Raw genomic sequence first — 22,315 nt, 5'->3', positions numbered from 1 at the left:
AGAACAGCCTCTTTCCATCTTACAATCAGTGTTTTATAAATAATAAAAAATCTGAATTGTAATGAAGTACGTGGCAAACGTAAGAAGAAAAAAATGAAAAAACAAGGAGTGTAGGTTGTTTTCTTAAAAAAAGAGTATTTATTTTACTAAATTTCACAAGTTAACCTATTTTTTAGCCATAGAATATGAATTTCATTACAAGATGGCATAAGACGGGCTGGGACTGCTATCGTTTTTAAATCTGTTAAGAGAAAACTGTTATTCCGACAGTACCGTTTCTTCCTCCAAAAAGACTCAAAAAGACATCAATCCTTCATTTTTCACCCTAAAAATTTCCTTAGCGGACACTTTCAGGGAGGGCTTTTTTTACCCTCTACCCTTATTATATAAATAAGGTGGACATTAACCGGTAGTTGGTGATAATCATGGCTGCTGTTTGATACAGGATATACTGGTATTATATATTAATATGTATAGGATAAAAGATTCACACCGGAAAATACAGGCAAGAACAATTTTCCTGTTACTGCTCAACTTCCTTTTGGGGATAGGAGCGGATGCCCAGACTACGACCTATTACAAGTCTGAATCATTCCTTTTCTCTTTCCGCCGGGACAACGACCTGTTCCTTGCCGATTACGGAGACAACGCTTATCAACTGGAACGTATGGGCGGTTTACTCGACGCATCCCGCGATCAAATCCTGAAAGGCGACTGCCACCTTTTGATCGTTTCGCATGTGAATGCCTATGAATACGAAGATAAAGAGGTTGTGAACGAAGCCTCACTGCGTGCAGGTCGTATCCGTGCCTACCTGAAAACCCGTTTTGATATTCCCCATGATTGTGTCGCCTTTTATATCGACCGTAGCGGAAACTATCGCGATCAGGTACATGTCTATAAGGTATATAAACCACTTCCTTGGTTTGCAAATATCTCGATTCATTACAGTGAGAGCCGTTACCCGGTAGCGGTAGAGGCTGCCATCGGTGAATATGGTGCAGTCCCTTATGTAGACCTGTACCGTCGTGGTGAGACAGGAGGTTACGACCGTGAAGTGTACCGTATCGACGATCCTCTTTTTGACCGTTCGGAACTGGAAGATTATCGTCTGGCTTCTGTAACGGATACGGTACGCCGTAGTAAACGGATAGAAGAGCCGGACATTGCTTTAGCAACCACCGTAACAACGAGGGAAACTGTGCGAAAGGTGACAAAGTATAAAGAGACAACCGAGAAAACGGTTGTCCCCGAGAAAACCGGATTGCAAGCAGAGAAAAAAGTACAAACGGAAAAAGACGGTAAAATACAGCCAACCGAATCTGTAAGGATGGAAGAAACTCCGATGAAGCAAAGCCCTGTATATCTGGTCGTAAAAACGAACCTTCTACCCTGGGGTGGCGTAGTCCCTTCGATCCGTTTAGGAACGGGTGAGACGAAAATAGAAACAGGCGCATTTATGCCGAACCTGGAAGTGGAGTGTTGTTTCGCTGGTCGTTGGTCGGTAGCCTTGTCGGGCATGTATTCCGACTTTGCCTATAAAGACAAGACGCGCGATTGCTGGGCTGTATCCGAAATCTCCCTCGAACCCAGCGTCTGGCTATCTCCTTCGGGAAGGTTTACCGGCTTGAATACCGGCTTATTTGCCGAGTACGGTGACTTCGATGTACGTGGCAGCGCGATCGATAAATCTGAGGATATACTTTACGGCCGGACAGGTTGTTTCTGGTCGGCAGGCCTGTCGGCGGGTTACCGGTTCTCTTTGGTCGGTGGTTTGGGGATGGGGGTAAGTGTACGTGCCGGTTACCGTTCGGTCTTCGACGGGAAGAAATACCGCTATGACGCGCCGGATGACCGGAATTATTTGGAAACCCGTTTTGCCTCGACAGGATTTATGTTGGGACTGAGGATCAGTTTGTCGTACCGTTTTCAAATCAGATAGGAAGATGGAAAGGAATAAAAGAAATAAGAAATATCGTATAATGCAACTGATGGGTTGGATGATATATGCCGTATGGACTGTGGCGGTCTTGTCCTGTGCGTACCGTATGACGGACGAGGATTGGGAGAAGAACGGAAAAGTACGTTTACTGCTTCGCAAGCAAAACAGTGGTTGCCCGGATAATATGGCATGGTATTTCTATCCGGAAGGTTCTGACAGCCCGCTTATCCGTACGGGGGACGTTTCGGGGTATGAGGGTACGTTGCCTTCGGGCTGTTACCGGGTGGCGGTCTGCAACAGAGGCTGTACGGGTGTCACGCTTGAAATGGAGAAGGGGTATGAGGAGGCCTGCGGAAGGGCGCAACAGCTTTCTTCCCTGAAATCTTCATCGGTACAGATAGCCTGCCCGGGTAACTTGTACGGGGCAGGTTTAGACCGGATCGAGGTGGGCGGAAGAGAAGTCGTGGCAAAGGAATTGTATGCGGTGAATCTTGTCCGTACATTGGAAATGAATATAAAAGTCACAGGAGGGGATAAGGGTGATGTCGTTCCGGCGGTCTTGTCCGGAAGGTTGACCGGTGTTTCGTCACGGGTTCATATACCTTCGGGCAAGCCGCTGTTCGATGCTCCGGCTTTTATGATGTTCGAGCCGGAAGAGACCGGACCTGGCGTTTATACTTCTACTCTGAACCTGTTCGGATTGTCCCCGGGTGAGGAAAGCGGTGAACCGGTCGACCTGACCCTAACAATGACGCTGGCAGACGGAAAGGAAATTACTTCATCCACGGATATAACCGAGGAGGTGAAAGAGGCATTCGCTGTCGGAATTACGACACATGTGATACTGGACCTTGTTGTCCGCTATGATGAAATGTCCGGTTTGACGATTACACTGAAGGAGTGGAAACAGGGCAGCGGCGGTTCGGGTGTGGTGACTCCCTGAAACGAAATGAAAACGATTGTAATAGTAACGATAAAACACTGGTATAATATGGAAAGAGGAAAATTATTGATCATGAGTCTGTTGGCGACAGCTTTCTTAAACAGTTGCACCAACACGGAAGAGCCGGTGACGGAAGGAGCGGCTGAAGCAATAGAAGTGAATGCCGGAATAGCGGAGTCTACCCGTGCAGTGATCGGTGGCGGTTATACGAATGACCTGGAAGTATCGTTTGCCCGTTTGGATAATCCCGGCACAACGGGTGCTGCATGGGCCTCTATCGACGCTGTCCGTACTGGTGGTGCAGGTAATAGGGCGCTGACTTTTGAGCCGGAACAAACCTATCTGGCGGAAGAGGGTGAGTCTGTTCTGATAGGCTATTATCCCCGCAGGGAACTGAGCAGAACCGCTAACCCTGCCAGCGTCACTTACACTATAGCGGGCGACGAGGATATCATGGCGACAGGAGTGCAGACCGGTTCGCTGCTCGATAAATTTGAAACTTTTACTTTCAGCCACCTGCTAACCCAGTTGCAGTTCAAGTGTGTGGGTTCAGCCGGTGCGATCGGCAAATGGACGGCGGTCGTTTCCATTAAAGTAAAAAATGTAGCCACGGGATTGAAGCTGTCGCTGGATAAAACAAGCGGAGCCAAACTGACGGTCACGGGTACGGCCGACCAGACGCTAACAGTAAAAAACTGTCCGTCTACGGTCTCTGCTTTGGATGTCGAAACCCCGCCGACCGGTTATCTGCTGCTTTACCCGACGACCAATATGGGAACAGGGAATTTGCCAATCAGTTTAGAGGTGAAAGGAACGTATGAAGGGAATGCGAAAACCCTGAACGTTGCAGTTGCGAATATCGGTGAAGGGGTGAAAGCGGGTTATTCGCACCTGATCACGCTCACCTTTACGGAAGACGGTAAAATAGCGGTAGAATCCGGTATCGCCGAGTGGCAACCGGGTAATGGCGGCAGTTCGGTGATCGTTCCGGGAAATTAACAATAATGGCACACAGATAACGCGGATCAGACAGATGACCGCCGATTTAAATATATGATCTGTGTAAATCCGTCAAGATCTATGTTATCTATGTGCCATAATGAATATGAACAAAATGAATAAACTCATAGTAATAACAACCTTTGTCTGGCTTTGGGGTCTTGCCGCCTGTTCGGACAGCTATCCTACACCGCAACCGATCTTGGCAAAGGAGGTTTACCTGGAAGGTGCGATCGAAGCGTCGACGACGCGCGGGGTGATCGGCGCCGGCTATGAAGAGGTTTTGGAAGTGAGCTTTGCCCGTCAGGATGAATCGACGGTTTCAACGGGTACATACGGTGGGTGGGCTGTACACAAGGCTGTGCGTCAGGGTGGAAGGGGGAACCGCCCGATTGTATTTGCCGAGTCTCAGTTGTACCCGGAGGATGGCCGTCATATCCGCCTGCACGGTTATTACCCGGTAGAGGGTGAACCGGAAACTGTTGCAGAAACGGGCAAAGTGACTTTCAGGATAGACGGAACGACGGATATCATGGCGACGGGTGTGCTGACGACCAGCGGTTTTCAACCGGTTCTGAGCTGTACGTTTCGTCACCTTTTGACCCAGGTCCGCCTGGCCTGTTATAGTGACCGGGGCGATGCATGGGGAACGATACAAACGATCGAGGCGGCAGATGTACATACCCGTCAGGAACTGGATTTGGCCGCGGAAACGCCCCGTCTGACAGATATATCCGTGGCGAAAGATATCAAGAACCTCCCGGTGCAGGATATTGCCGGTCTACTAATCCCGCAGGTCGCGGCCGAAGGATCGTCCCCCGAGGCACAAGGCTATCTCCTTCTTCCGGTATTCCCGGATGACGGGACGGCGGATCATCCGCTCCACCTTCGGATCACGACAACGAAAGACGGCAACGGTAATCCGAAAGAAACCCTCTCGGATGTCTTCATCCGGATAGAGGGCGGTTTTCAGATCGGCAAAAGCCATATCGTCTCGCTCTTTTTTACCGGAGCAGGCAACATACAAACCACGCATGTCAGTGTGGAGGCGTGGACGGAGTATGAACAGGGTGAGATGCCTATATGATAAAATACGAATGAATAAACAGGAAATAAAACTTTTAAAACGAACGAAAATGAAAACGATCACGACAAAGTGGGCCATGCTGATAGCCCTTGTGACAGCGTTAAGCTGTACGGAAACAGAGACAGGAATAGAACCGGAACCGGGTGGCGGTGACGGGCAGGTGGCACTGGGTATCAATCCGAACCTGAAGGTGGAAGCCGGAACGAAAGCGGTAACCAAATCGGTGGTAAGCGGCAGTGCGATTACCTATACCGATTATAAAGATGCTCCGGGGTTGGGTGTCGTGGTAACCAACTCGGATGCAACCGGCTGGTATTCTCCCGATGCATCGAGTTCCGGTTATACGGGCCATCATGTATGGTATATAGGCGACACCAAAGGGGCTAATTGGATTTCGATTGAAAACAAAGGTAGCAGTTATGACCCCAAAAATGAAAAACCTTACTATCTGACGGAAACGGTAGGGAAGGTGTATGCCTATTATCCGTTTGATAATGATGCATTAAATAACCTGTTAAGTATTTCGGGTGAAGGCAGTCTTAAAATCCCGGTAAGCGTATCGGCTAGCGGCGATATAGATGCTAAGACAAATAATGCGAATAAAATCTGGAATGAAGGTAGTAACTCATGGAGTGCGAATAGCACGACAAACAAGGCGATAAACCTGTCTGATGCGGGCGAAAAAGATTACCTGTATTTTGCGGCTGAAGAAGGCGGCCGTAATGTCAACAACGGTCGTGCCAAAGTAGGGACACCTTTTGACCCGGAGCAAGGTCCGAAAAATACCGATACCCAAAATCCCGGTTATCTGATCAACCTGGATATGAAACATGCGATGGCGATGGTTTCCTTCCGCGTGTACGACGGCGGTAATCTGAGTAGTAATGATGTGAAATTTACAAAGTTCGTGATAAAGAATCATGATAGCAGTCCTAATAATTACATCAAGACCGGAGAAGGCAAGATGTCGTTGTCAGACGGTACAATAAGCGAAAACACAACAACCGGTACTCTGACCCGAAATATCACAAACTACATCTTGATGAAACAGATCAAAGACGGAGAACAAAGCGATAAAGCTTTTATCGAGAATAAATCGACCGTCAACGGACAGTTGGTATCCAAAAAAGTCAGTACCATGGTTTATCCGGTCGCCAGTTTCGGAGAAAATGAAATAGATGTGGTCATCACTCTTCAGGAAAGTTCAAATACGCCTGTCGAATATACCGTCACCCTGCCTGCTCATGAATGGATTGCGGGTACTAATTGCATCTATACCTTCTCTGCCGGTCGTAACAAGTTGACAGTGATGGATGTAACGGTGGCAGACTGGGAGGAAGACGAACAGGAGGATATTCCGTTGTAATACATAACTTAAAAAAAACAAATCCCATGAAACAGTTCTTATCCCGTTTGGTGCCTGTGTTTTTGTTCCTGTGTGCTGCCTGTACAGAGGCGGATATCGTTTCGCCGGGACCTGGTGGTGGCGAAGCGGAAGAGGGTGTTCCTTTTCGAGTGAAGAACCTGGGCATGTGGATGGAGGTGGAATCGAGAAGCGTCGTTACAGGCGGCCCGGGAGAAGCGGATAGAAACCCGAACCCGCTGACGGAGGTAGGGGTATGTGTCACGAAAGAGAGCGGCAGCGGTACGGTAAGTTTGTATAACACCAACGTCAAAAGCCAGCAGTTCGTCTATAATGCCGCAAAGACCCCTCCTTCCTGGGAACCTGTGGAAGAAGAGGAACCGCTTCTGTTGTACACCGAAAAAGGAACGGTATACGGTTATGTGCCTGCCGAAAAGAGCGTTTCGCTCACGGGCACTCCGAAAGCTCCTTTGATGAGTGGGATAAAGGTGTTGGATAAACAGAAATTCTACTTCAACGATGGGGGTAAACAGGTGGATACTGCCACCGATGTGCAGTGGGAAACCGACCAGGAGGATTACCTCTATTGCACGGCTGCGGCGCAGGTAGACCGCTGGCATCCGGAAGTATCGCTCGAGATGCAGCATGCGCTCTCGAAGGTGAGCTTCCGGGTACTGGAAGAGGGCTCGGTTTTTGCCGGTTGCTATGTTGAAAAGGTGGTGTTCAAAAGCAATGGGGAATTAAAAAAGTGCACGTCCGCCAAGCTGAACCTGGCAACGGGGGAGGTGGAAGGGACGATGACGGCGGTGGATCAACTGGTTTTTACCGCGGGTGGGGATACGCGTGCGGTAGGCGGGGAGTCGGGAGAGACGACGACGAATGTTCCGGTGCAGGCCTTCGGGTTGGTGATCCCGGTCAGTGGCGTGAATGTGACGTTGGAACTGACGTTCGACGACGGGCGTACCTTTACGATGAAACCGTCCGGAACGGGTGAAGGCCCCGGGACCTTTACTGCCGACTGGAAAAAGGGATACAACTATATATACAACCTCCGCATGCAGCCGCAGGGCATAGAGTTGGCGGAAGTGAAAGTGGCGGCCTGGAACGACGGCGGGGCGTATGACGTACCGATGGAATGACTCTTGTCACTTATTGGAACAAAGAATTAGAACACAAAGGAAATCGAAATGAAACGGGATCGAATACAGTTATATCTGATTGTTCTGCTGGCCGGAGGTTTGCTGGCCGGATGCACGGCAGGGACTGTGGAAGATGTCGTGCCGGAAGAGAGTCGCCCGGTGGAACTTCGTTTCAGTAAACCGGACTTGGGAACCCCGGTCCTTCTGAGCCGTGCGGGGGAGGAGGCTACCGTTCCTGCGACATCTGCAACCCCGCTGCCCGAAGGGGCTACGGTGCGCATTTACGGTTATTTGCGCGGTGAGGTGGGGGCGGCAACAGCCGAGGTTCCTTTCTCTACTGCGCAACCATCGTTTGAGGTGGCTTATGTGGTGGAAAAGGACGGTTCTATGTCGCCTTGCCTGGCGGATGATGCGGGGGTACGTCAGCCGGGAGAGGGCACCGGTCCGGTGGTGCGCGGAGGCGTTTACGATTTCTATGCCGTCTCACCGGCACGTCGGCTGGTAAAAGATGCGGAAGGGAGGTATGTGGTAACGGCAATCCCGCATAAGGAGGATGTGATGACCTCTTTTGCCCGTGGGGTGACCGTTTCGCGTTCCTCGCGTGTGGTCACGCTGGAAACTTTCCGTAGACAATGCGCCCTGCTGGTGTTCAATGTCGCTCCCGCCAGGGAGAATGCGCTTCCATTCGATGAGCTATACGGAACCAGGCTGGAACTGAGTCATATCTCCGTCTCCGGTGCGACTCTGATAGCAGGGGAGGATACGGGAATCCTTCCGACGGGCGGAGAGAATAAAACGGAGGCGACCGTTGTGTTTGAAAGCGCGGAATTTGTCGCGGTGGAAGCGGGTTCCGATCCGGATGGTATGGGTCTGAATAAAACAACGGGCATCGTCCTTCCCAAAAACGAGCGTCCTTTCGGAGTGGAAATCAATGTACAAAGGAATCATGAAACGGCGACCCTGAAAGCGACCATAGACCAACCGATCGCTTTCGATGCGGGCAAGCGGTATGTATTCACCCTGGAAGTAAAGAATGACGAAAGTCGTCTGAATCTGAAAATAATAGACTGGAATGCTATTTCCTTTTCCGACGGCGAGGTAGGTGCTCCCCCCGGCGGTTCTTATCCCGACCCGGATATCCAGGAGGGGATCGGAACAACCATCACGGTGGCGAAGTGGACAAAAATAGAGTGGAGAGACACAGATGTCGGAGGAGGAGAATCATTGAAACAATTAAAAACGAAAAGTAATGAAACGGATCAGTAAAACCGGATTGTGGGTGTGTTTGCTGTTGTTGGCGATGAGTTGTACGCGGACGGAGGTGGAGGAAAAGGATTTACCGCCCCATCCGGCGAAGGAGGTGGAAGCCGTTTTTAACCTGAACGTGCTGGCTAACCGCCCCTTGCAAACACGCAGCATCACTTTTACTCCGGAAGGAACGTTCGAAATCGATTCGGTTGTTCCCGGCATGACGGATTCGGTTGCAACCAAATCGGCAACCGCCTTGACAGGAGGGGATGAGAGCCTGATCTCCCAGCTATGGGTCGGGCAGTATGATACATCAGGCAACCGGGTATTCAGCCATTACATTTCGCCTGTGACCGGAACGACGGTGAACCTGAAGCTGAAAGAGAGCGAAGAAGCCACACACCATGTCTGGTTTGTTGCCAATTGCGACGATTGGGGTGAGATCGCTACGGAAACGGCATTGAAAGGGCATGTATTTACGTATGCCTCGACCGTAGATGGTTTACCGGATAGCCGTTTGTGCGGTATGACGGGAATGTGGTCGGGTGTGATCCGGGATAACGGTGTGGAGAGCATAGGAGTCGATATGACCCGGACGGTGGCAAAGATTTCGTTTAGTTATCTGATCGGTGGAGACGGTTTTAGTTTCGATCCTTCCTCGGTAAAGCTGAAATCGGTACCGAACAAAATACGCATGGAAGAAACGACAACTCAATTAACCGATGTAACGTATGGGGAATATACCGGAGAAGCTGATGCCAACGGTGCGACGATGCACTGGTATCTACCGGAAAACAGGGCCGGTGTGGTAACTGATGATAACGCCGCCGCGTCGGAAAAGGAGAAAACAGGCCGGGGAGTGAGTAATGCCACTTGCATAGAACTGACGGGAACGGCTGTACAGGGCGGTGTCACTTACGAAAACGTCACCTTCCGTTTTTTCCCGGGCAGTGAGGATATGAATGATTACAATATCAAACGCAACCATTATTATACTATGAGTGTGACGTTGAAGGGAATAGACGTCACCGACCAACGCATCACGGTGGGAACAATCCCCCCGATCGATACCGGTGGCTTGCAACCGATGCCTGCAGGTAAAGGCGGCACGACCGAGTTGCAGGTCACTGCCCGCCCGGGAGAGCAGTGGAGCATCAAACTGCCGGATTGGTTGTCAGCGCTGATCGATAACACAATCCAGGCTGGATACGGAGCCAGGATAGATCATCAGGGTCCTGCAAAGATTGTTTTCAAGGCTGAAACGGCCAATCCGACGGCCCAGCAGCGGTCATTTCCTTTTAAGATGGACGTAACCGGCGAGGAACAAAATATTGAAATCGTACAGGAAGGATCGACCTTGAATGTAGGTAGCGCCATCTCTTTGGAAGCCGCTTCCGGTTCGGAAGGTCAATCTACATTTATCCTAACAAAAGGTTTGAATTGGCGCGCTATTTTATCCGACAGTTGGCTGAGTTGGGCGTCACGCAATCCGGCCAACAGTGCTGATGAAGCCACAGGAGAGGAACAAAGTTTAATAGTCAAAGCGGCTTCCAGTAACCCTTATGCATCAGCACGCACGGGCAGCATAACGGTAGAAGGCGGTCAATCGGTCGGCAGTTCTACATATAACGATCTGAAAAAAGAGATATCCGTATCCCAAGCTGCTTCCACAGTCGTTTGTCCCACCCAACCGATAGAGGTAAGTGCGGAGGGAGCGACCGATGCGTCTTCTCACTTTACAGCCACTTCCGGTTTACCGTGGAAAATAGCAGTTTCGGAAGCTGATAACTGGATCGAGCTGACCGGTCAAAAGACGGGGCAGACAACGACAACTCCTCAAAATGTTGTTTTTAATGTTCCTGTCAATCTCGATTCCAAGGAACGTACGGGTGAAATAACAGTCCGTGTGGGAGATGAATCCAAAGGGCCGACGGGTAATATAGCCGTTCAGCAGGCGGCTTCATCCTTAACAGTAGATGAAATTTCCACATCTTTGGCACCGACAGCGGAGGCTTCGGGCTCTGTCGCTTTTACGGCAACGAAAGGTCTTTCCTACGCTATCACTTACCCCGAGTGGCTCACTTTTACCGGTGAAACAACAGGTTCGGTAACCGGCACAAAACAAACCATTGGATATAAAACTAATAGCGTGAATAAAAATAAGGAAGTACGAGAAGGTCAGATATCGGTGACAGCCGGAAACATGGCAGAGAAAACGACGATATCACAGGAGGCGTCGACGTTTAAAGTGGAACCTCGAACGATCGAATTACCCAATACTGCCTCTTCCGCCGAGGCGACAATTACAGGTACATTCGGATTACCATGGACATTAACGAAATCGAATACAGGAGATGCAGCAATAACAACTACGGCAACCGGCGGAGATTTATCCGGTACTTCCCACACCATAACATTCACTGCTCCGGCAAACGAAGGTGGAGAACGTTCAGCGGATTTTATCATTGCTGTAACCGGCGGTAATCATTCGGAAACGGTTACGGTTAAACAAGCCAGTGGGTTGAATACGATTACTATCGACCAGAAACTTGCAGATTCGTTTAAAAAATATCACGATGAAAATTTTCCGACAGCTAAGACACCTCCATTTAATTATGATTTTGGAAATTATGCCGCTACCGGTTCTTATGGTAGCGATTACAAAGGGAATTCTACAAATTATACCATAGATAAACCTTATACGATAGAGGTGGAGGCTAAGCAAAGCTCAGTTCGTGAGCAATACCTAACAGGTCTTCCTATACAAGAATGTACCAAAAAAGGGGAAGGATGGCGTGTCCCGACAATGATAGAGTTATATGCAATTTGGAATATATGTAAGGGTGAAAATTCGGATGCAACAGACGACGAACCAGCGACAAATACATTTGGTGAGGGTTTTATATATAGCGCTTATTGGAGTAGTTCGTGTGGAGAAGGAGCAGTTTCTACGCGTGCAGTGATTTATTTTATGAATGGACAATTCAATACAAGCGGTACAAGTTCTAGTCCAGGAAAAAATATATATCCTGTTCGTTGCGTCCGTGAAAAATAGAAGACTTTAAGTTAATCCATAAAAATAGATGTAATTATGAACAAAGCAGATTTTATCAGCAAACTGGCTGTGGAAATGAATATTTCGCAGCAGCAATCACGTGAATTTATGAAAGCCTTTCAGGTAGTGTTAACAGAAGCAATGAAACAGGATAATCCTGTTATGCTTCAAGGTTTCGGAACTTTTACTCCATGGTCGCAAAAAGAGCGTATCGGCCGTAATCCCCATACCGGTATCTCTTGTGCAATACCTGCACGTACAAGTGTCAAGTTTAAACCCGGAAAGTTTTTACTTAGGGATTTGAACCTATCCAAATAGAGAGTAGGTGGAGACACAGATATTTTTAGCTATTATGTGTCTCCACCTGCTTCTGTTTTTTTATTTCCCTCAATTATTTATTAACGCCTATTAGATACATCATGAAGAAACAAAATAAATTAGAAGCCTTATTCCCCAACGGAAAAGTGCCGGAAGCGAACGAGTTTAACCGTAGCCTTGACGAAATGTCAAAAGAAGGCCGTAACCATTTACGTGAAAAGATTTACAAATTAGCATTTACCGTATGGTCGACCTTGCCTAAAAAACATCAAAAATTTATTGAAGAAATCATCGTCCATGATCGTCAATCCTATGTTGATTTCATCATTGAAAAAACAGTGATGACCTGTCTCCGTTGCCCCCTCCGGTTTCCCGTCTTGTTTATCCGGATGCTCCATTTAACGGAAGTAGTAGAGCGTACTGCGCAAACTTCAATAAATCATTTATCAATGTCTGTTCTTATCTGTTTCCAAATTTGCGGCAAGATCGGCACGCTTGCCGGACATATCAGTAAGGGAGGGATTACTTGTGAAGAGGTGCTTGTGTTGGCGGGGAAGGTGAGGGTGGGGGATTATTGTGGATATTAAAATAAAGTCTATTGATTCTTCTCAAAAGTTTAAATATTTTATTGTTTTAGTAGAATTTTTCTATATCTTTGTTGATATAGTATATCTTAAATTGAGTTTATATGGGAAATAACACGATATCAGGAATTATCGGTGGAGTAACTGTTATTATGTTTTTATTAGTAGTATGTGCTTTCTTTGAACCTTTTAATTATAAGTCTGTATATATTGCAAATCCGAATGGAGTATTGATTGAAAATAATTCAATAATAAATGACACTATAACTTGTTCTCGTATTGAGGTCTTAAAAGATCTGGAAAATAAAGGACTATTGTTAACGCCAGGTGAGTATACATCACATATATCTAGTTATTATAGTACATTAGTTACTTTTCTTATAGGTTTATTTGTTTTATTTACTGTTGGCAGCATTTACAGTATAAAAATAACATCAAAAAAAGAAATTGAAGACATAAAAAATGAATTAGATAATAGAGAAAGTAAAATACAAGATAAATTGAAGAGTAATATTCGAGATTCTTTAAATGAATTATTGAGAGACTCTATCTCTTTCAAAGAAAGTGTTATTAATGCTCTTTATGGTCGTATTGAAGATGAATTAGTGACTGTGTCAGATAAGGAGATTATAGAACGTAAATTAAGTGAACTTGAAGAAAATATAAATCTTTTATATGAAACTTTTGATGAATTATCTGATAGGAAATTATCTAAAGAAGAAATAGAGTAAAAAGAAATATTATGGGAATAAAAGGAAATAGACAAAAAAATAATGCTTCTACAAAGTTTCAAGAGCCTGATTTACTTGTAGGTGTAGATGATGTGTTAAAGTCAGCACATGAAAAAGGATTTTATACAGGGAATTCATTAAATATAGAAGAAGTTGTTAAATCTTTTAATGATATTCAAATTGTTTATGAACAAATGGAGGCTAATCAGTCAGGTTCTATTAGTAATATAAATGGGAAATGGGTTATTTGTATTAATAAAAATCATAATGTTAAAAGACAAAGATTCACTTTAGCTCATGAATTAGGACACTATATCTTACATAAAGGAAAGAATGTTGAATTTGTAGATACAACTTTTTTTAGAAGTGATGAAATGGATTCAATCGAGTATAGTGCTAATGAGTTTGCTGCACGTTTATTAATGCCGGAAATTGTTGTTCGAAATTTAATAGATAATGAACATATAAAGAACATAGGAGTGTTAGCAGAACAGTTTGGAGTTTCATCTCTGGCTATGAAATATAGGGTATTGTCATTAGGTTATAAAATGAAAGATAATGGATAAAAAATATACTATAATTATTAAAACAAGTGATGCAGAAATTAGGGCTGTAGAAAATACAAGTAAAGCTCAATTGTCACAGATATTTCCTGTAATAGAGATAACTAGAGGACGAAAAATAACTAAAAATAAAGTAGAGGCATATCCTTTTGATAAAAGACTCTCTAAAATGAAGAAAATTTTTGAGAACCAGGTTGTTTCATTTGATTTAACCTCAGAGGATTCGCTTTCATCTGATGAGATTAATTATTTATACAATCCTCAAAATGGGTATAAAAATTGGGTTGATTTTCTTATTCAAATAAAAGAAGAAGGGGTTTTTGAAGAAATTATTCCTACTCTAATTTTAAATTTGGATGATGAGAATTTTGAAGAAAACCTTCTGTTGCAAGTCAAAAATATAAAAAAATATTTTAAGTCAATATTATATCGAAACTCTATTGCTGATGAGAATTGTTATGATGATTTTGAATTGATTAAGGATGAACTTGTTGGTGTGAATCTTTATGTTTTAGTAGATTGTGGTTATACGCCACAAGCCTCGTATAGAAATGTTGCATTAAAAAGTGTAGCTCGAATTACTAATTTGCAATCTATTTTAGATGAGAATGTGAATTATATAATTTGTTCAACATCTTTTCCTAATAATGTGCGAGATTTAGGAGATGTTGATTCTGATACATTTAGTATTTCTGAGATTGATATTTATGATATAGTTAAGCAGGAATGTAATAATGTGATATATGGAGACTATGCTTCTATTAATCCTATACGTAATGATACCGTAGTAATGGCTAGAGGCTGGATTCCTAGGATTGACACCCCTTTGGAGACGAGTATATTTTATTATAAGCAACGTCGTCCTAGAGGTGTTTCTGCTTATGCTTCTACTTATATTCAAGTTGCTCAATTAACAGTGCAAGATCCTCGTTTCCCAATGTCTATTGAAAATAATTGGGGAATTGAACAAATTAAGGCATGTGCTAAAGGAGGAGCACCTTCATCATCTCCTTCTTTTTGGATATCAGTACGTATGAATATTTATATAGCACAACAACTAAAAAGAATATATGGCTATTGAATTTCAATATTGGATGATAGTATTGGTATATCATCAATGTGAGTAATGATCCCTCTGTCAGATAAAAAAAGTTGGTATTTTTCTTTTATTCTTAAAGAAAAGTATTGACAAAGTAATTTGTGTATATAATTCATGTTTTTTTTAGCAACCAATTCTCTTATTTCATCTGAATTTAATTTTTTATTTATATTCAATTCGGTTTTTAAATATTTTGAATTCATTGTGTATAATATATCAATTTTACTCTGTTTGTTTTGTTTTTGTGGAGTTTTTATTTTTTTTATACTGTTTTCGGTTATAAGATATATGCCAATATCATCTGAAATAATTTGGTTTAGTTTTTCTAAATGAGTTTTAGTTGTACAAATAATGATATAGTCGAATATTTTTTTGCATTCGTTGATTTGTTCTTGTAGTTTTCTTAAGTCATCATTATCTCCTTTAATCTCAATAGCAATTAATTGATTATTTTTAATAATCAATAAATCAACGACTTTTCTTTTTATACCATACATAACTTCATTTCCAATAAATATGTTATTGAATTGTTGAATAAAAAAATCAATTAAGCGACTTTTTAGATATTCAGCCGAGGTTTGATGGTAAATTACAGTTCTTTTCATATAGCAAAGATAAGTATTTTGATAAAGAGATAAACCCTATTTCCTTTTTATTATTAATAATGTATATAATATTTGTTGCTATACTATTGATTATCAAAAAGTATATTCTTTTGCAGAATTAGGGTAGAATCGATCTACGAGAAGGAATCTATAATAAATTATTAATTTAAAGTTTATGGAAAAATTCTTATATTTACCGCAAAATATACGGAGAATATGAATGCTATCTATATTTGGCAACAGACAGACTGGCCTAATTTTACCTGGGATGATGCAAAGCTATCTTATAAATTAGGTAAGGTACGAGGGCTACAAGGTAAACTTGTAGGTAAAATGAGTGCGTTAGGCTTTGATCTGAAAAATAGTGTAATACTTGATACATTGACGGCTGATATCACCAAATCTTCAGAAATTGAGGGAGAAATATTGAATAGTGATCAGGTGCGTTTTTCTGTAGCTCGTCATTTGGGTATAGAAACTGAAGGGCTACCTGAAACTGATCGTTATGTCGATGGAGTAGTGCAGCTAATGATGGATGCGACTCAAAATTATATGAAACCGTTAACGGATGGACGTCTTTTTAACTGGCACGCAGCGTTGTTTCCAACCGGTAGAAGTGGATTGTATAAAATTACGGTTGCAGATTGGAGACAAGGTGTAGAACCTATGCAGGTTATATCGGGTGCGATGGGGAAAGAGAAAGTTCATTATCAAGCTCCTGATTCGGATAATATACCTTTCCAAATGAAATTGTTTTTGGATTGGGTAAATGATGATCAGAAGATAGATCCGGTTTTAAAAGCTGCTATTGCTCATTTGTGGTTTGTGACTATCCATCCGTTCGATGACGGAAATGGACGTATAGCTCGTACTATAATGGATTTATTCTTAGCCCGTGCCGATGAAATGCCACATCGTTTTTATAGTATGTCGGCAGAGATACGTAAGCTGCGTAAAGGCTATTATGAGATATTGGAGAAAACACAAAAAGGTGGTGTAGATATAACGGGGTGGCTTGAATGGTTTCTTGATTGTTTGGAAGCGGCATTGGTCAATACTGAAAAATCAATCAGTACGGTTTTACGGAAAGCCGCTTTCTGGGATAGGTATCGGTTAGTCTCCATGAATGAACGGCAAATAAAAATGGTGAATTTGCTTTGGGATGGTTTTGATGGAAAATTAACCTCTTCTAAATGGGCTAAGATTACAAAATGTTCTGCTGATACGGCTTTACGTGATATACAGGATTTGATGACAAAAGGTGTGTTGCATAAAACGGATGAAGGTGGAAGAAGTACCAATTATGAACTTGTAATGTGATTGTTTGCGGAGATTAATGTCTGTATTTGCCGTATAATATGCGGAGAATATAAGTGCAAATCTCCGCATACAGTATACTGGCATCACTTGTTTTCTATAAATGACTTATATTCTGTTATTCGATACCCTCTCGGGTATTTATTACGTGATTATATTAAAAGGAGTACCCGAAAGGGTATCAAATTTGTTGCGAGAAGTCATTAAATAACCTAAATCTATCCCTAAGAATCTCACGTAATAATCATTATTTTCCTGATAAACGTTAAATAAGAATTTGAATCTATCGGTGTGATGGTTCGCGAAAAATGGTATTTTAAGATTTTGAATGTTCTTAAAGTCTTATTATATACTGCTTTACACGATACTCTCGCACCGATCTTTGCATATATTCCTACCTGTACCTTTGTATCGTTCCCCTGGAAACAGTAGTATTAATCATTAAAATAGAAAAGCTATGACACTGAAATTTAGAAAGGTGCAGCGCAAGGTTCTTAGCGGTGACGATAAGGACAAGGTGAAGACTTATGCGATGGCACGGTCGTTGAACTATTGCGATATGGATAAGTTGTGTGAATTGATCTCCAGTCGCTCGGCGATGTCGAGTGCTGATGTGAAGGCAATACTCGATTCGTTAAACTGGGCGATGAGCCTGGAGCTTCGCTCGGGTAGTATTGTACAGGTGGGTGAGTTCGGTAGTTTTCGTCTTTCGATTCGTTCGAAAGGGGCGGAGACAGCGGATGCTTTCAATGCTTCTCTGATAAAAAAGGCACGGGTGATATTCTCGCCGGGTACCAGTCTGCGCTGGATGAGTGAGATCGTGAAGTTTGAAGAGGATGAAGATACGAAACCTAAAAAAGAAGAAAATCCGGATGATGACAGACCGGTGATTGAATAATTAAAAATGGTAAATAGGGGATTACCTGATTGAAAGAGAAAGGGGGGACGTATGAAAAAAGTTTCCTTTATTTTAGGAAAGAAAATGCTTTTTTTGTCCTAAAATAAAGGAATACTTATGAGGAAAGAGGTTCTCAAATCGCTGATTGCTATTAAGCAAAGTGAAATCCTGTTTGATGTGATAGAACGGGATGTGGAATTACCAATCGACCGTAAGAAGATTATCACTATCCCAGGTGTACATTCTTTGCAGGAAAATGAATTCCCTTTAAGTGGGGGAAGATATATTGACTTATATTTTTAATTATTCGATACCCTTTCGGGTATTTATTTCGTGATTATATTAAAAAGAGTACCCGAAAGGGTATTAAGAATGTTATTGGAAGTTATAAATAAATTAAATCCATTCTGGAGATTCCTGCGGAATAATCATTATTTCCCTGATAAACGTTAAATAAGAGCCTGAACCGATCAGTGTGATGGTTCGTGAAAAATGGTATTTTAAGATTTTGAATGTTCCTAAAGTCTTATTATATACTGTTTTACATGATGCTATCGCGCCGATCTTCACATATATTCCTACCTATACCTTTGTATCGTTCCCCTGGAAACAGTAGTATTAATCATTAAAATAAAAAAGCTATGACACTGAAATTTAGAAAGGTGCAGCGCAAGGTTCTTAGCGGTGACGATAAGGACAAGGTGAAGACTTATGCGATGGCGCGGTCGTCGAACTATTGCGATATGGATAAGTTGTGTGAATTGATCTCCAGCCGCTCGGCGATGTCGAGTGCTGATGTGAAAGCAATACTCGATTCGTTAAACTGGGCGATGAGCCTGGAGCTTCGTTCGGGTAGTATTGTACAGGTGGGTGAGTTTGGTAGTTTTCGTCTTTCAATTCGTTCGAAAGGTGCGGAGACGGCGGATGCTTTCAATGCTTCCCTGATAAAAAAGGCACGGGTGATATTCTCGCCGGGTACCAGTCTGCGCTGGATGAGTGAGATCGTGAAGTTTGAAGAGGATGAAGATACGAAACCTAAAAAAGAAGAAAGTTCCGGTGGAGATGACAGACCTGAGATTGAATAATTGAAAATGGTAAATTGAAGATTACTTGATTGAAAGAGGAAAGGGGAACGTATGAAAAAAAGACTGACTATTCAATTGGTAATGGCAATCCTGCTCGTAATGAGCGGGATTGTTCTTCTTTTCTCCGGTTTCTGGATTGCTCCGAAAGGGGAGATTCATAATAGTGTGCTGGTGGCTTTCGGGGAAACCTGCACATTTGCCGGGGCTTTGTTTGGAGTGGATTATTCGTATAAAATTAAATCGGTACAAAATGAAAGAGAGGATAAGTAGGAATTTTACCTGGGAAGAAATGACGTATAGCCGGGTAGCGGTAGAGAACGGATTGCTGAATGAGCCACCGTTTGAGGTGAAGCTGGCTATAAAGGAGTTGGTAAAACGGTTGTTACAGCCGTTGCGGCTGGCTTATGGGAAACCGATTGCGATCACAAGCGGTTACCGGAGTCCGGAGGTGAACAGGTTGGTGGGCGGTGTGCCTTCGAGCCAGCATGTGAAGGGGGAGGCTGCGGATTGTTATGTGCCTGATCCGAAGGTGTTACTGGATGTGTTGCTTTATTGTAAGTTACCTTTCGATCAGGCGATTCTTTATAAACGAAAGAAGTTCCTGCACTTGTCGTTTCGGGTAAATGGAGAGAATCGTTATCAGGTGATCATTAATAAATGAAGGGGATAGGTATGGATATGTGGAGGAGAAGTTTACTTGTTTTGGTTGGTTTGTTGGTTGTTTTGCTACCCGGCTGTAGTGCCGGGCGGCGTAGTGTACAACATCGGGAGATAAGGGAGGAGGTGCATAGCATTCATAGTGATAGTATGTTGTTAAAAAATTTGTATCAGGCTTCCCGCAATAAGGTGATCAATATAGAGCATATCGTGTTCGATAGCTGCCGGTTGAATGGGGTACAGTCTGTTACTCATGTCGCCATTAAGGTACAGGGGGAGGAAGTTGTTGAGTCGGTTGTTAGTTCTGGTTCTGTAGATGAGAACTGTTTTGCCGGTTCTGATTCTTTTCAGAAAGGTAGTATTGTGGAGTTCTCCTATCCCAAGCGGATGTTGGTGATTGGGGTGGTGGTTTGTTTGTTATATATAGGTATAGCATTTAGAAAACGGAAGTAAAATTCATGCCAGCATTTTATTGGGATTAATAGTATTTTCCAATTCCCCCAAATCCTGCTATAATTTTATTTTCTTTCGTTTTATTGATAAAGTTGTTTAGTCGTTTTTCAAATTCTTCAGGCCGTTTCCTGGCTGCTTCAATGTATGCAATTCGGATACGTTTATATGGGTCGGAGAAGTGCAGATAGTTTTTCCATGCTGTTTTATCTTCTTTCAATCTGTCAATTATATCATCTGGAAAAATAAAAGGGTCAGATAAAATAGTTCTTATTTTATCCTCAAATTTAGGGTGTATCATTTTATTTTCCAATAACCATTTAAGTCTTTCTTTGTTGGCTTGCGAGTATGTGCTTTTAGGGTTTCTAGGCGTGAAACGCTGAATTTTATGTTCTTTGTCAAGCGCCTTTATCGTACTGTCGATCCACTCGAAACAAAGGGCTTCTTCAACAGCGTCGTTGTATGTAATACTTTTTTTGTCTGACGACTTACAAGGGAAGACGAACCAAATTTCGTCTTTGGTTTCAAAGTTGTCTGTCAACCACTTTCTCCAATCTTCTCTATTTTCAAAATACTTTATTTTATCTTCTGTCGTCATGGGGTTATTTCTTTGTAAACTCGATCGGCTCGATGTCATAATTTAGGGTTCTGATGTCGCAGTCTTCGTAATCTATTCCGTAACGCATCCTGATTTCTGCAAAATGCGGACAGATATACGATGGAAGTGTTGGGTCGACAGAACACCAACCTGCACCTTCTATGTAGCATTCAGGCCAGGCATGGGTACTTTCGGTATTCCATTCAGGGACATTCCAATATCCTACAGCAAAACGGGTCGGTATATTCATATAGCGCATCAGTGCGGTAAATAGATTAGTATATTCGCTACAAGTACCTTTTCTTGTCTGGATAACTGTATTGACATCTACGGTTCTGCAAATCCCTGCATCGATCTGTTTGGCAATGGAATCGGAAGGTGACAGATAGGTATAGACAAATTTAAGGGCTTTCTCTATTATGACAAAGGTCTGCGTTTCATCTTTGAACAGTGTATCGGCAATTTGTCTAACGTGTTCGTTTTGTGCATCTATCAACGGAGTAGATTGTAAAAATCTAGTGATCTCTCTGTCGTATTCCCGTGATTTGTCATACTTGGCTTCTTTCATTTTAGCCAGTTTGCTTCCATCTAGGTAGGGGTTGATAGTGGTGAGTGAAATTTCGTAATTTTCCCCGTTTTTCGATATTTGGGTAATCTGTTGAGGATAACAGTCTATTGCCTTAATATCAGGTTTCCTCACAGTAAAAGTAAAGTTGACGGTATCCTGATTTTCCAGGCGAAAGTATTTGGAATATGATTGCGCAAAAGCAGATTGTGCAATAAACAGGCACGTAATCAGCATAAATGGATATTTACTCATGACGTTTCGTTTTATGATTTACAATTGGCGGCAAAGGTAGTAAATATTTGAGATGTTGGTGTGAGGATAGGATGCCAATAAGAAGTTAGTAACGATAAGTCTATTAATGAATCAGTTAGGTTTGGTGAAATTTGGAGAGCATAAAGAGTTTCGTGGTGATTGTAATGTTTCGGATATAAAGGGTTCATATTCATTTATTTCCTTTATTTTAGGAAATAAAACCGTTTTTTGTCCTAAAATAAAGGAAAGGTCATGAGAAAAGAGGTTGTCAAATCACTGATTGCTATCAAGCAAAGTGAAAATCCGTTCAATGTGATTAATGTTGTTTCGGCTTGGAAATGGTTGTTACAAAATGATTGATTGGATTTAAGAATGATCAAACAGGAAAATACACAAGGGGCAAGAAGAGGATATGATACTCTTTTATATTATATAAAGTTGTATATATCCCATGCCTGAATATGTCGTATTCCATTCCTTGAAGGTAATGTGATTTCATCTAATATCACTATATACTTTTCATAGTGATCTGTAAGCAGGTCAAAAGGAGCATACGTTCCAGAAGTCATATTTTTCCAATAGCTATAATTTCTTATCCATAATCATTTACGTTTTACGGGAATGCGATGGGAAATATTCAGGTAGAGCTGAAAAAACACTCTTTTTTGAGAGAATTTTCAAGTCTATCTGAATATTTTTGTTTTGCAGAGTAAGTAAAAGCAGAAGTAAATTGCAAAATTCTAATGGTTCTCTAATACCCTTCTAATAGTTCTCTAACGGCTTGTCTGGCCGGGTGTCTCTACTTTTGTGCTGT

Annotated in this window: 23 protein-coding genes; 20 read left to right on the top strand and 3 right to left on the bottom strand. The window is 42.9% G+C overall.

Annotation, left to right across the window (positions count from 1 at the left end; translation table 11 throughout):
• The first annotated feature begins 469 nt into the window (after positions 1-469).
• From P3L47_RS18905 to P3L47_RS18845, 13 genes are all read left to right on the top strand, one after another.
• Complete coding sequence (locus tag P3L47_RS18905; RefSeq protein WP_277781759.1) at positions 470-1,942, top strand: DUF3575 domain-containing protein; 1,473 nt, start codon at positions 470-472, stop codon at positions 1,940-1,942.
• Between the two features lie 4 nt (positions 1,943-1,946).
• Complete coding sequence (locus P3L47_RS18900; RefSeq protein ID WP_277781758.1) at positions 1,947-2,885, top strand: DUF5119 domain-containing protein; 939 nt, start codon at positions 1,947-1,949, stop codon at positions 2,883-2,885.
• A gap of 48 nt (positions 2,886-2,933) precedes the next feature.
• Complete coding sequence (locus P3L47_RS18895; RefSeq protein WP_277781757.1) at positions 2,934-3,884, top strand: fimbrillin family protein; 951 nt, start codon at positions 2,934-2,936, stop codon at positions 3,882-3,884.
• A 115-nt stretch (positions 3,885-3,999) separates the two neighbouring features.
• The gene (locus tag P3L47_RS18890; protein ID WP_277781756.1) at positions 4,000-4,971 is read left to right on the top strand and encodes a fimbrillin family protein; all 972 of its coding nucleotides are present in this window, start codon (positions 4,000-4,002) and stop codon (positions 4,969-4,971) included.
• Between the two features lie 49 nt (positions 4,972-5,020).
• Complete coding sequence (locus tag P3L47_RS18885) at positions 5,021-6,337, top strand: fimbrillin family protein (RefSeq protein WP_277781755.1); 1,317 nt, start codon at positions 5,021-5,023, stop codon at positions 6,335-6,337.
• 26 nt (positions 6,338-6,363) lie between these two features.
• Positions 6,364-7,473: a fimbrillin family protein gene (locus tag P3L47_RS18880; protein ID WP_277781754.1), complete on the top strand. Its 1,110-nt coding sequence runs from the start codon at positions 6,364-6,366 to the stop codon at positions 7,471-7,473.
• A gap of 48 nt (positions 7,474-7,521) precedes the next feature.
• On the top strand, positions 7,522-8,739 hold the full coding sequence (locus tag P3L47_RS18875) for a BF2992 family fimbrillin-A clan protein (RefSeq protein WP_277781753.1): 1,218 nt from the start codon (positions 7,522-7,524) through the stop codon (positions 8,737-8,739).
• Complete coding sequence (locus P3L47_RS18870; protein WP_277781752.1) at positions 8,723-11,776, top strand: BACON domain-containing protein; 3,054 nt, start codon at positions 8,723-8,725, stop codon at positions 11,774-11,776. The genes P3L47_RS18875 and P3L47_RS18870 overlap by 17 nt, the downstream gene beginning before the upstream one ends.
• A 36-nt stretch (positions 11,777-11,812) precedes the next feature.
• Positions 11,813-12,094 carry an HU family DNA-binding protein gene (locus P3L47_RS18865; RefSeq protein ID WP_277781751.1) on the top strand — a complete coding sequence of 94 codons (282 nt, stop codon included), beginning with the start codon at positions 11,813-11,815 and terminating at the stop codon, positions 12,092-12,094.
• 101 nt (positions 12,095-12,195) lie between these two features.
• Complete coding sequence (locus tag P3L47_RS18860; RefSeq protein WP_277781750.1) at positions 12,196-12,681, top strand: hypothetical protein; 486 nt, start codon at positions 12,196-12,198, stop codon at positions 12,679-12,681.
• A 101-nt stretch (positions 12,682-12,782) separates the two neighbouring features.
• Positions 12,783-13,409 carry a coiled-coil domain-containing protein gene (locus P3L47_RS18855; protein ID WP_277781749.1) on the top strand — a complete coding sequence of 209 codons (627 nt, stop codon included), beginning with the start codon at positions 12,783-12,785 and terminating at the stop codon, positions 13,407-13,409.
• Positions 13,410-13,420: 11 nt separating this feature from the next.
• Positions 13,421-13,975, top strand: coding sequence for an ImmA/IrrE family metallo-endopeptidase (locus P3L47_RS18850; RefSeq protein ID WP_277781748.1), 555 nt, complete (start codon positions 13,421-13,423; stop codon positions 13,973-13,975).
• Complete coding sequence (locus P3L47_RS18845; RefSeq protein WP_277781747.1) at positions 13,968-15,053, top strand: beta family protein; 1,086 nt, start codon at positions 13,968-13,970, stop codon at positions 15,051-15,053. The genes P3L47_RS18850 and P3L47_RS18845 overlap by 8 nt, the downstream gene beginning before the upstream one ends.
• On the opposite strand, the gene P3L47_RS18840 is transcribed toward P3L47_RS18845, so the two are convergent.
• Positions 15,047-15,676 carry a sce7726 family protein gene (locus tag P3L47_RS18840; RefSeq protein WP_277781746.1) on the bottom strand — a complete coding sequence of 210 codons (630 nt, stop codon included), beginning with the start codon at positions 15,674-15,676 and terminating at the stop codon, positions 15,047-15,049. The two genes, P3L47_RS18845 and P3L47_RS18840, sit on opposite strands and share 7 nt — an antisense overlap.
• A 216-nt stretch (positions 15,677-15,892) precedes the next feature.
• Here P3L47_RS18840 and P3L47_RS18835 point away from each other — a divergent pair, with 216 nt between their 5' ends.
• The 7 genes from P3L47_RS18835 (at position 15,893) to P3L47_RS18805 (ending at position 20,086) form a co-directional block, all read left to right on the top strand.
• Entirely contained in the window at positions 15,893-16,996 is a 1,104-nt protein-coding gene (locus P3L47_RS18835) for a Fic family protein (protein ID WP_277781745.1), read from the top strand.
• Between the two features lie 454 nt (positions 16,997-17,450).
• Positions 17,451-17,891 carry an HU family DNA-binding protein gene (locus P3L47_RS18830; RefSeq protein ID WP_277781744.1) on the top strand — a complete coding sequence of 147 codons (441 nt, stop codon included), beginning with the start codon at positions 17,451-17,453 and terminating at the stop codon, positions 17,889-17,891.
• A gap of 117 nt (positions 17,892-18,008) precedes the next feature.
• Entirely contained in the window at positions 18,009-18,194 is a 186-nt protein-coding gene (locus P3L47_RS18825; protein ID WP_277781743.1) for a hypothetical protein, read from the top strand.
• Between the two features lie 338 nt (positions 18,195-18,532).
• Positions 18,533-18,976: an HU family DNA-binding protein gene (locus P3L47_RS18820; RefSeq protein ID WP_277781742.1), complete on the top strand. Its 444-nt coding sequence runs from the start codon at positions 18,533-18,535 to the stop codon at positions 18,974-18,976.
• Between the two features lie 51 nt (positions 18,977-19,027).
• Positions 19,028-19,246, top strand: coding sequence for a hypothetical protein (locus P3L47_RS18815; protein WP_007659354.1), 219 nt, complete (start codon positions 19,028-19,030; stop codon positions 19,244-19,246).
• Positions 19,227-19,637: a D-Ala-D-Ala carboxypeptidase family metallohydrolase gene (locus P3L47_RS18810; protein WP_277781741.1), complete on the top strand. Its 411-nt coding sequence runs from the start codon at positions 19,227-19,229 to the stop codon at positions 19,635-19,637. The genes P3L47_RS18815 and P3L47_RS18810 overlap by 20 nt, the downstream gene beginning before the upstream one ends.
• Positions 19,634-20,086, top strand: a complete 453-nt coding sequence (locus P3L47_RS18805; RefSeq protein ID WP_277781740.1) for a hypothetical protein — start codon at positions 19,634-19,636, stop codon at positions 20,084-20,086. Before P3L47_RS18810 ends, P3L47_RS18805 begins: the two co-directional genes overlap by 4 nt.
• Positions 20,087-20,111: 25 nt before the next feature.
• Here P3L47_RS18805 and P3L47_RS18800 read toward each other — a convergent pair whose 3' ends face one another.
• Both P3L47_RS18800 and P3L47_RS18795 read right to left on the bottom strand, forming a co-directional pair.
• Positions 20,112-20,681 carry a YdeI/OmpD-associated family protein gene (locus P3L47_RS18800; RefSeq protein ID WP_277781739.1) on the bottom strand — a complete coding sequence of 190 codons (570 nt, stop codon included), beginning with the start codon at positions 20,679-20,681 and terminating at the stop codon, positions 20,112-20,114.
• Positions 20,682-20,685: 4 nt separating this feature from the next.
• Positions 20,686-21,501 carry a transglutaminase-like domain-containing protein gene (locus tag P3L47_RS18795; protein ID WP_277781738.1) on the bottom strand — a complete coding sequence of 272 codons (816 nt, stop codon included), beginning with the start codon at positions 21,499-21,501 and terminating at the stop codon, positions 20,686-20,688.
• Positions 21,502-22,315: the final 814 nt, after the last annotated feature.

Source organism: Parabacteroides chongii (genome assembly GCF_029581355.1).
Taxonomy (GTDB): Bacteria; Bacteroidota; Bacteroidia; order Bacteroidales; family Tannerellaceae; genus Parabacteroides; species Parabacteroides chongii.
This window is presented reverse-complemented; position numbering and strand designations above follow the sequence as displayed.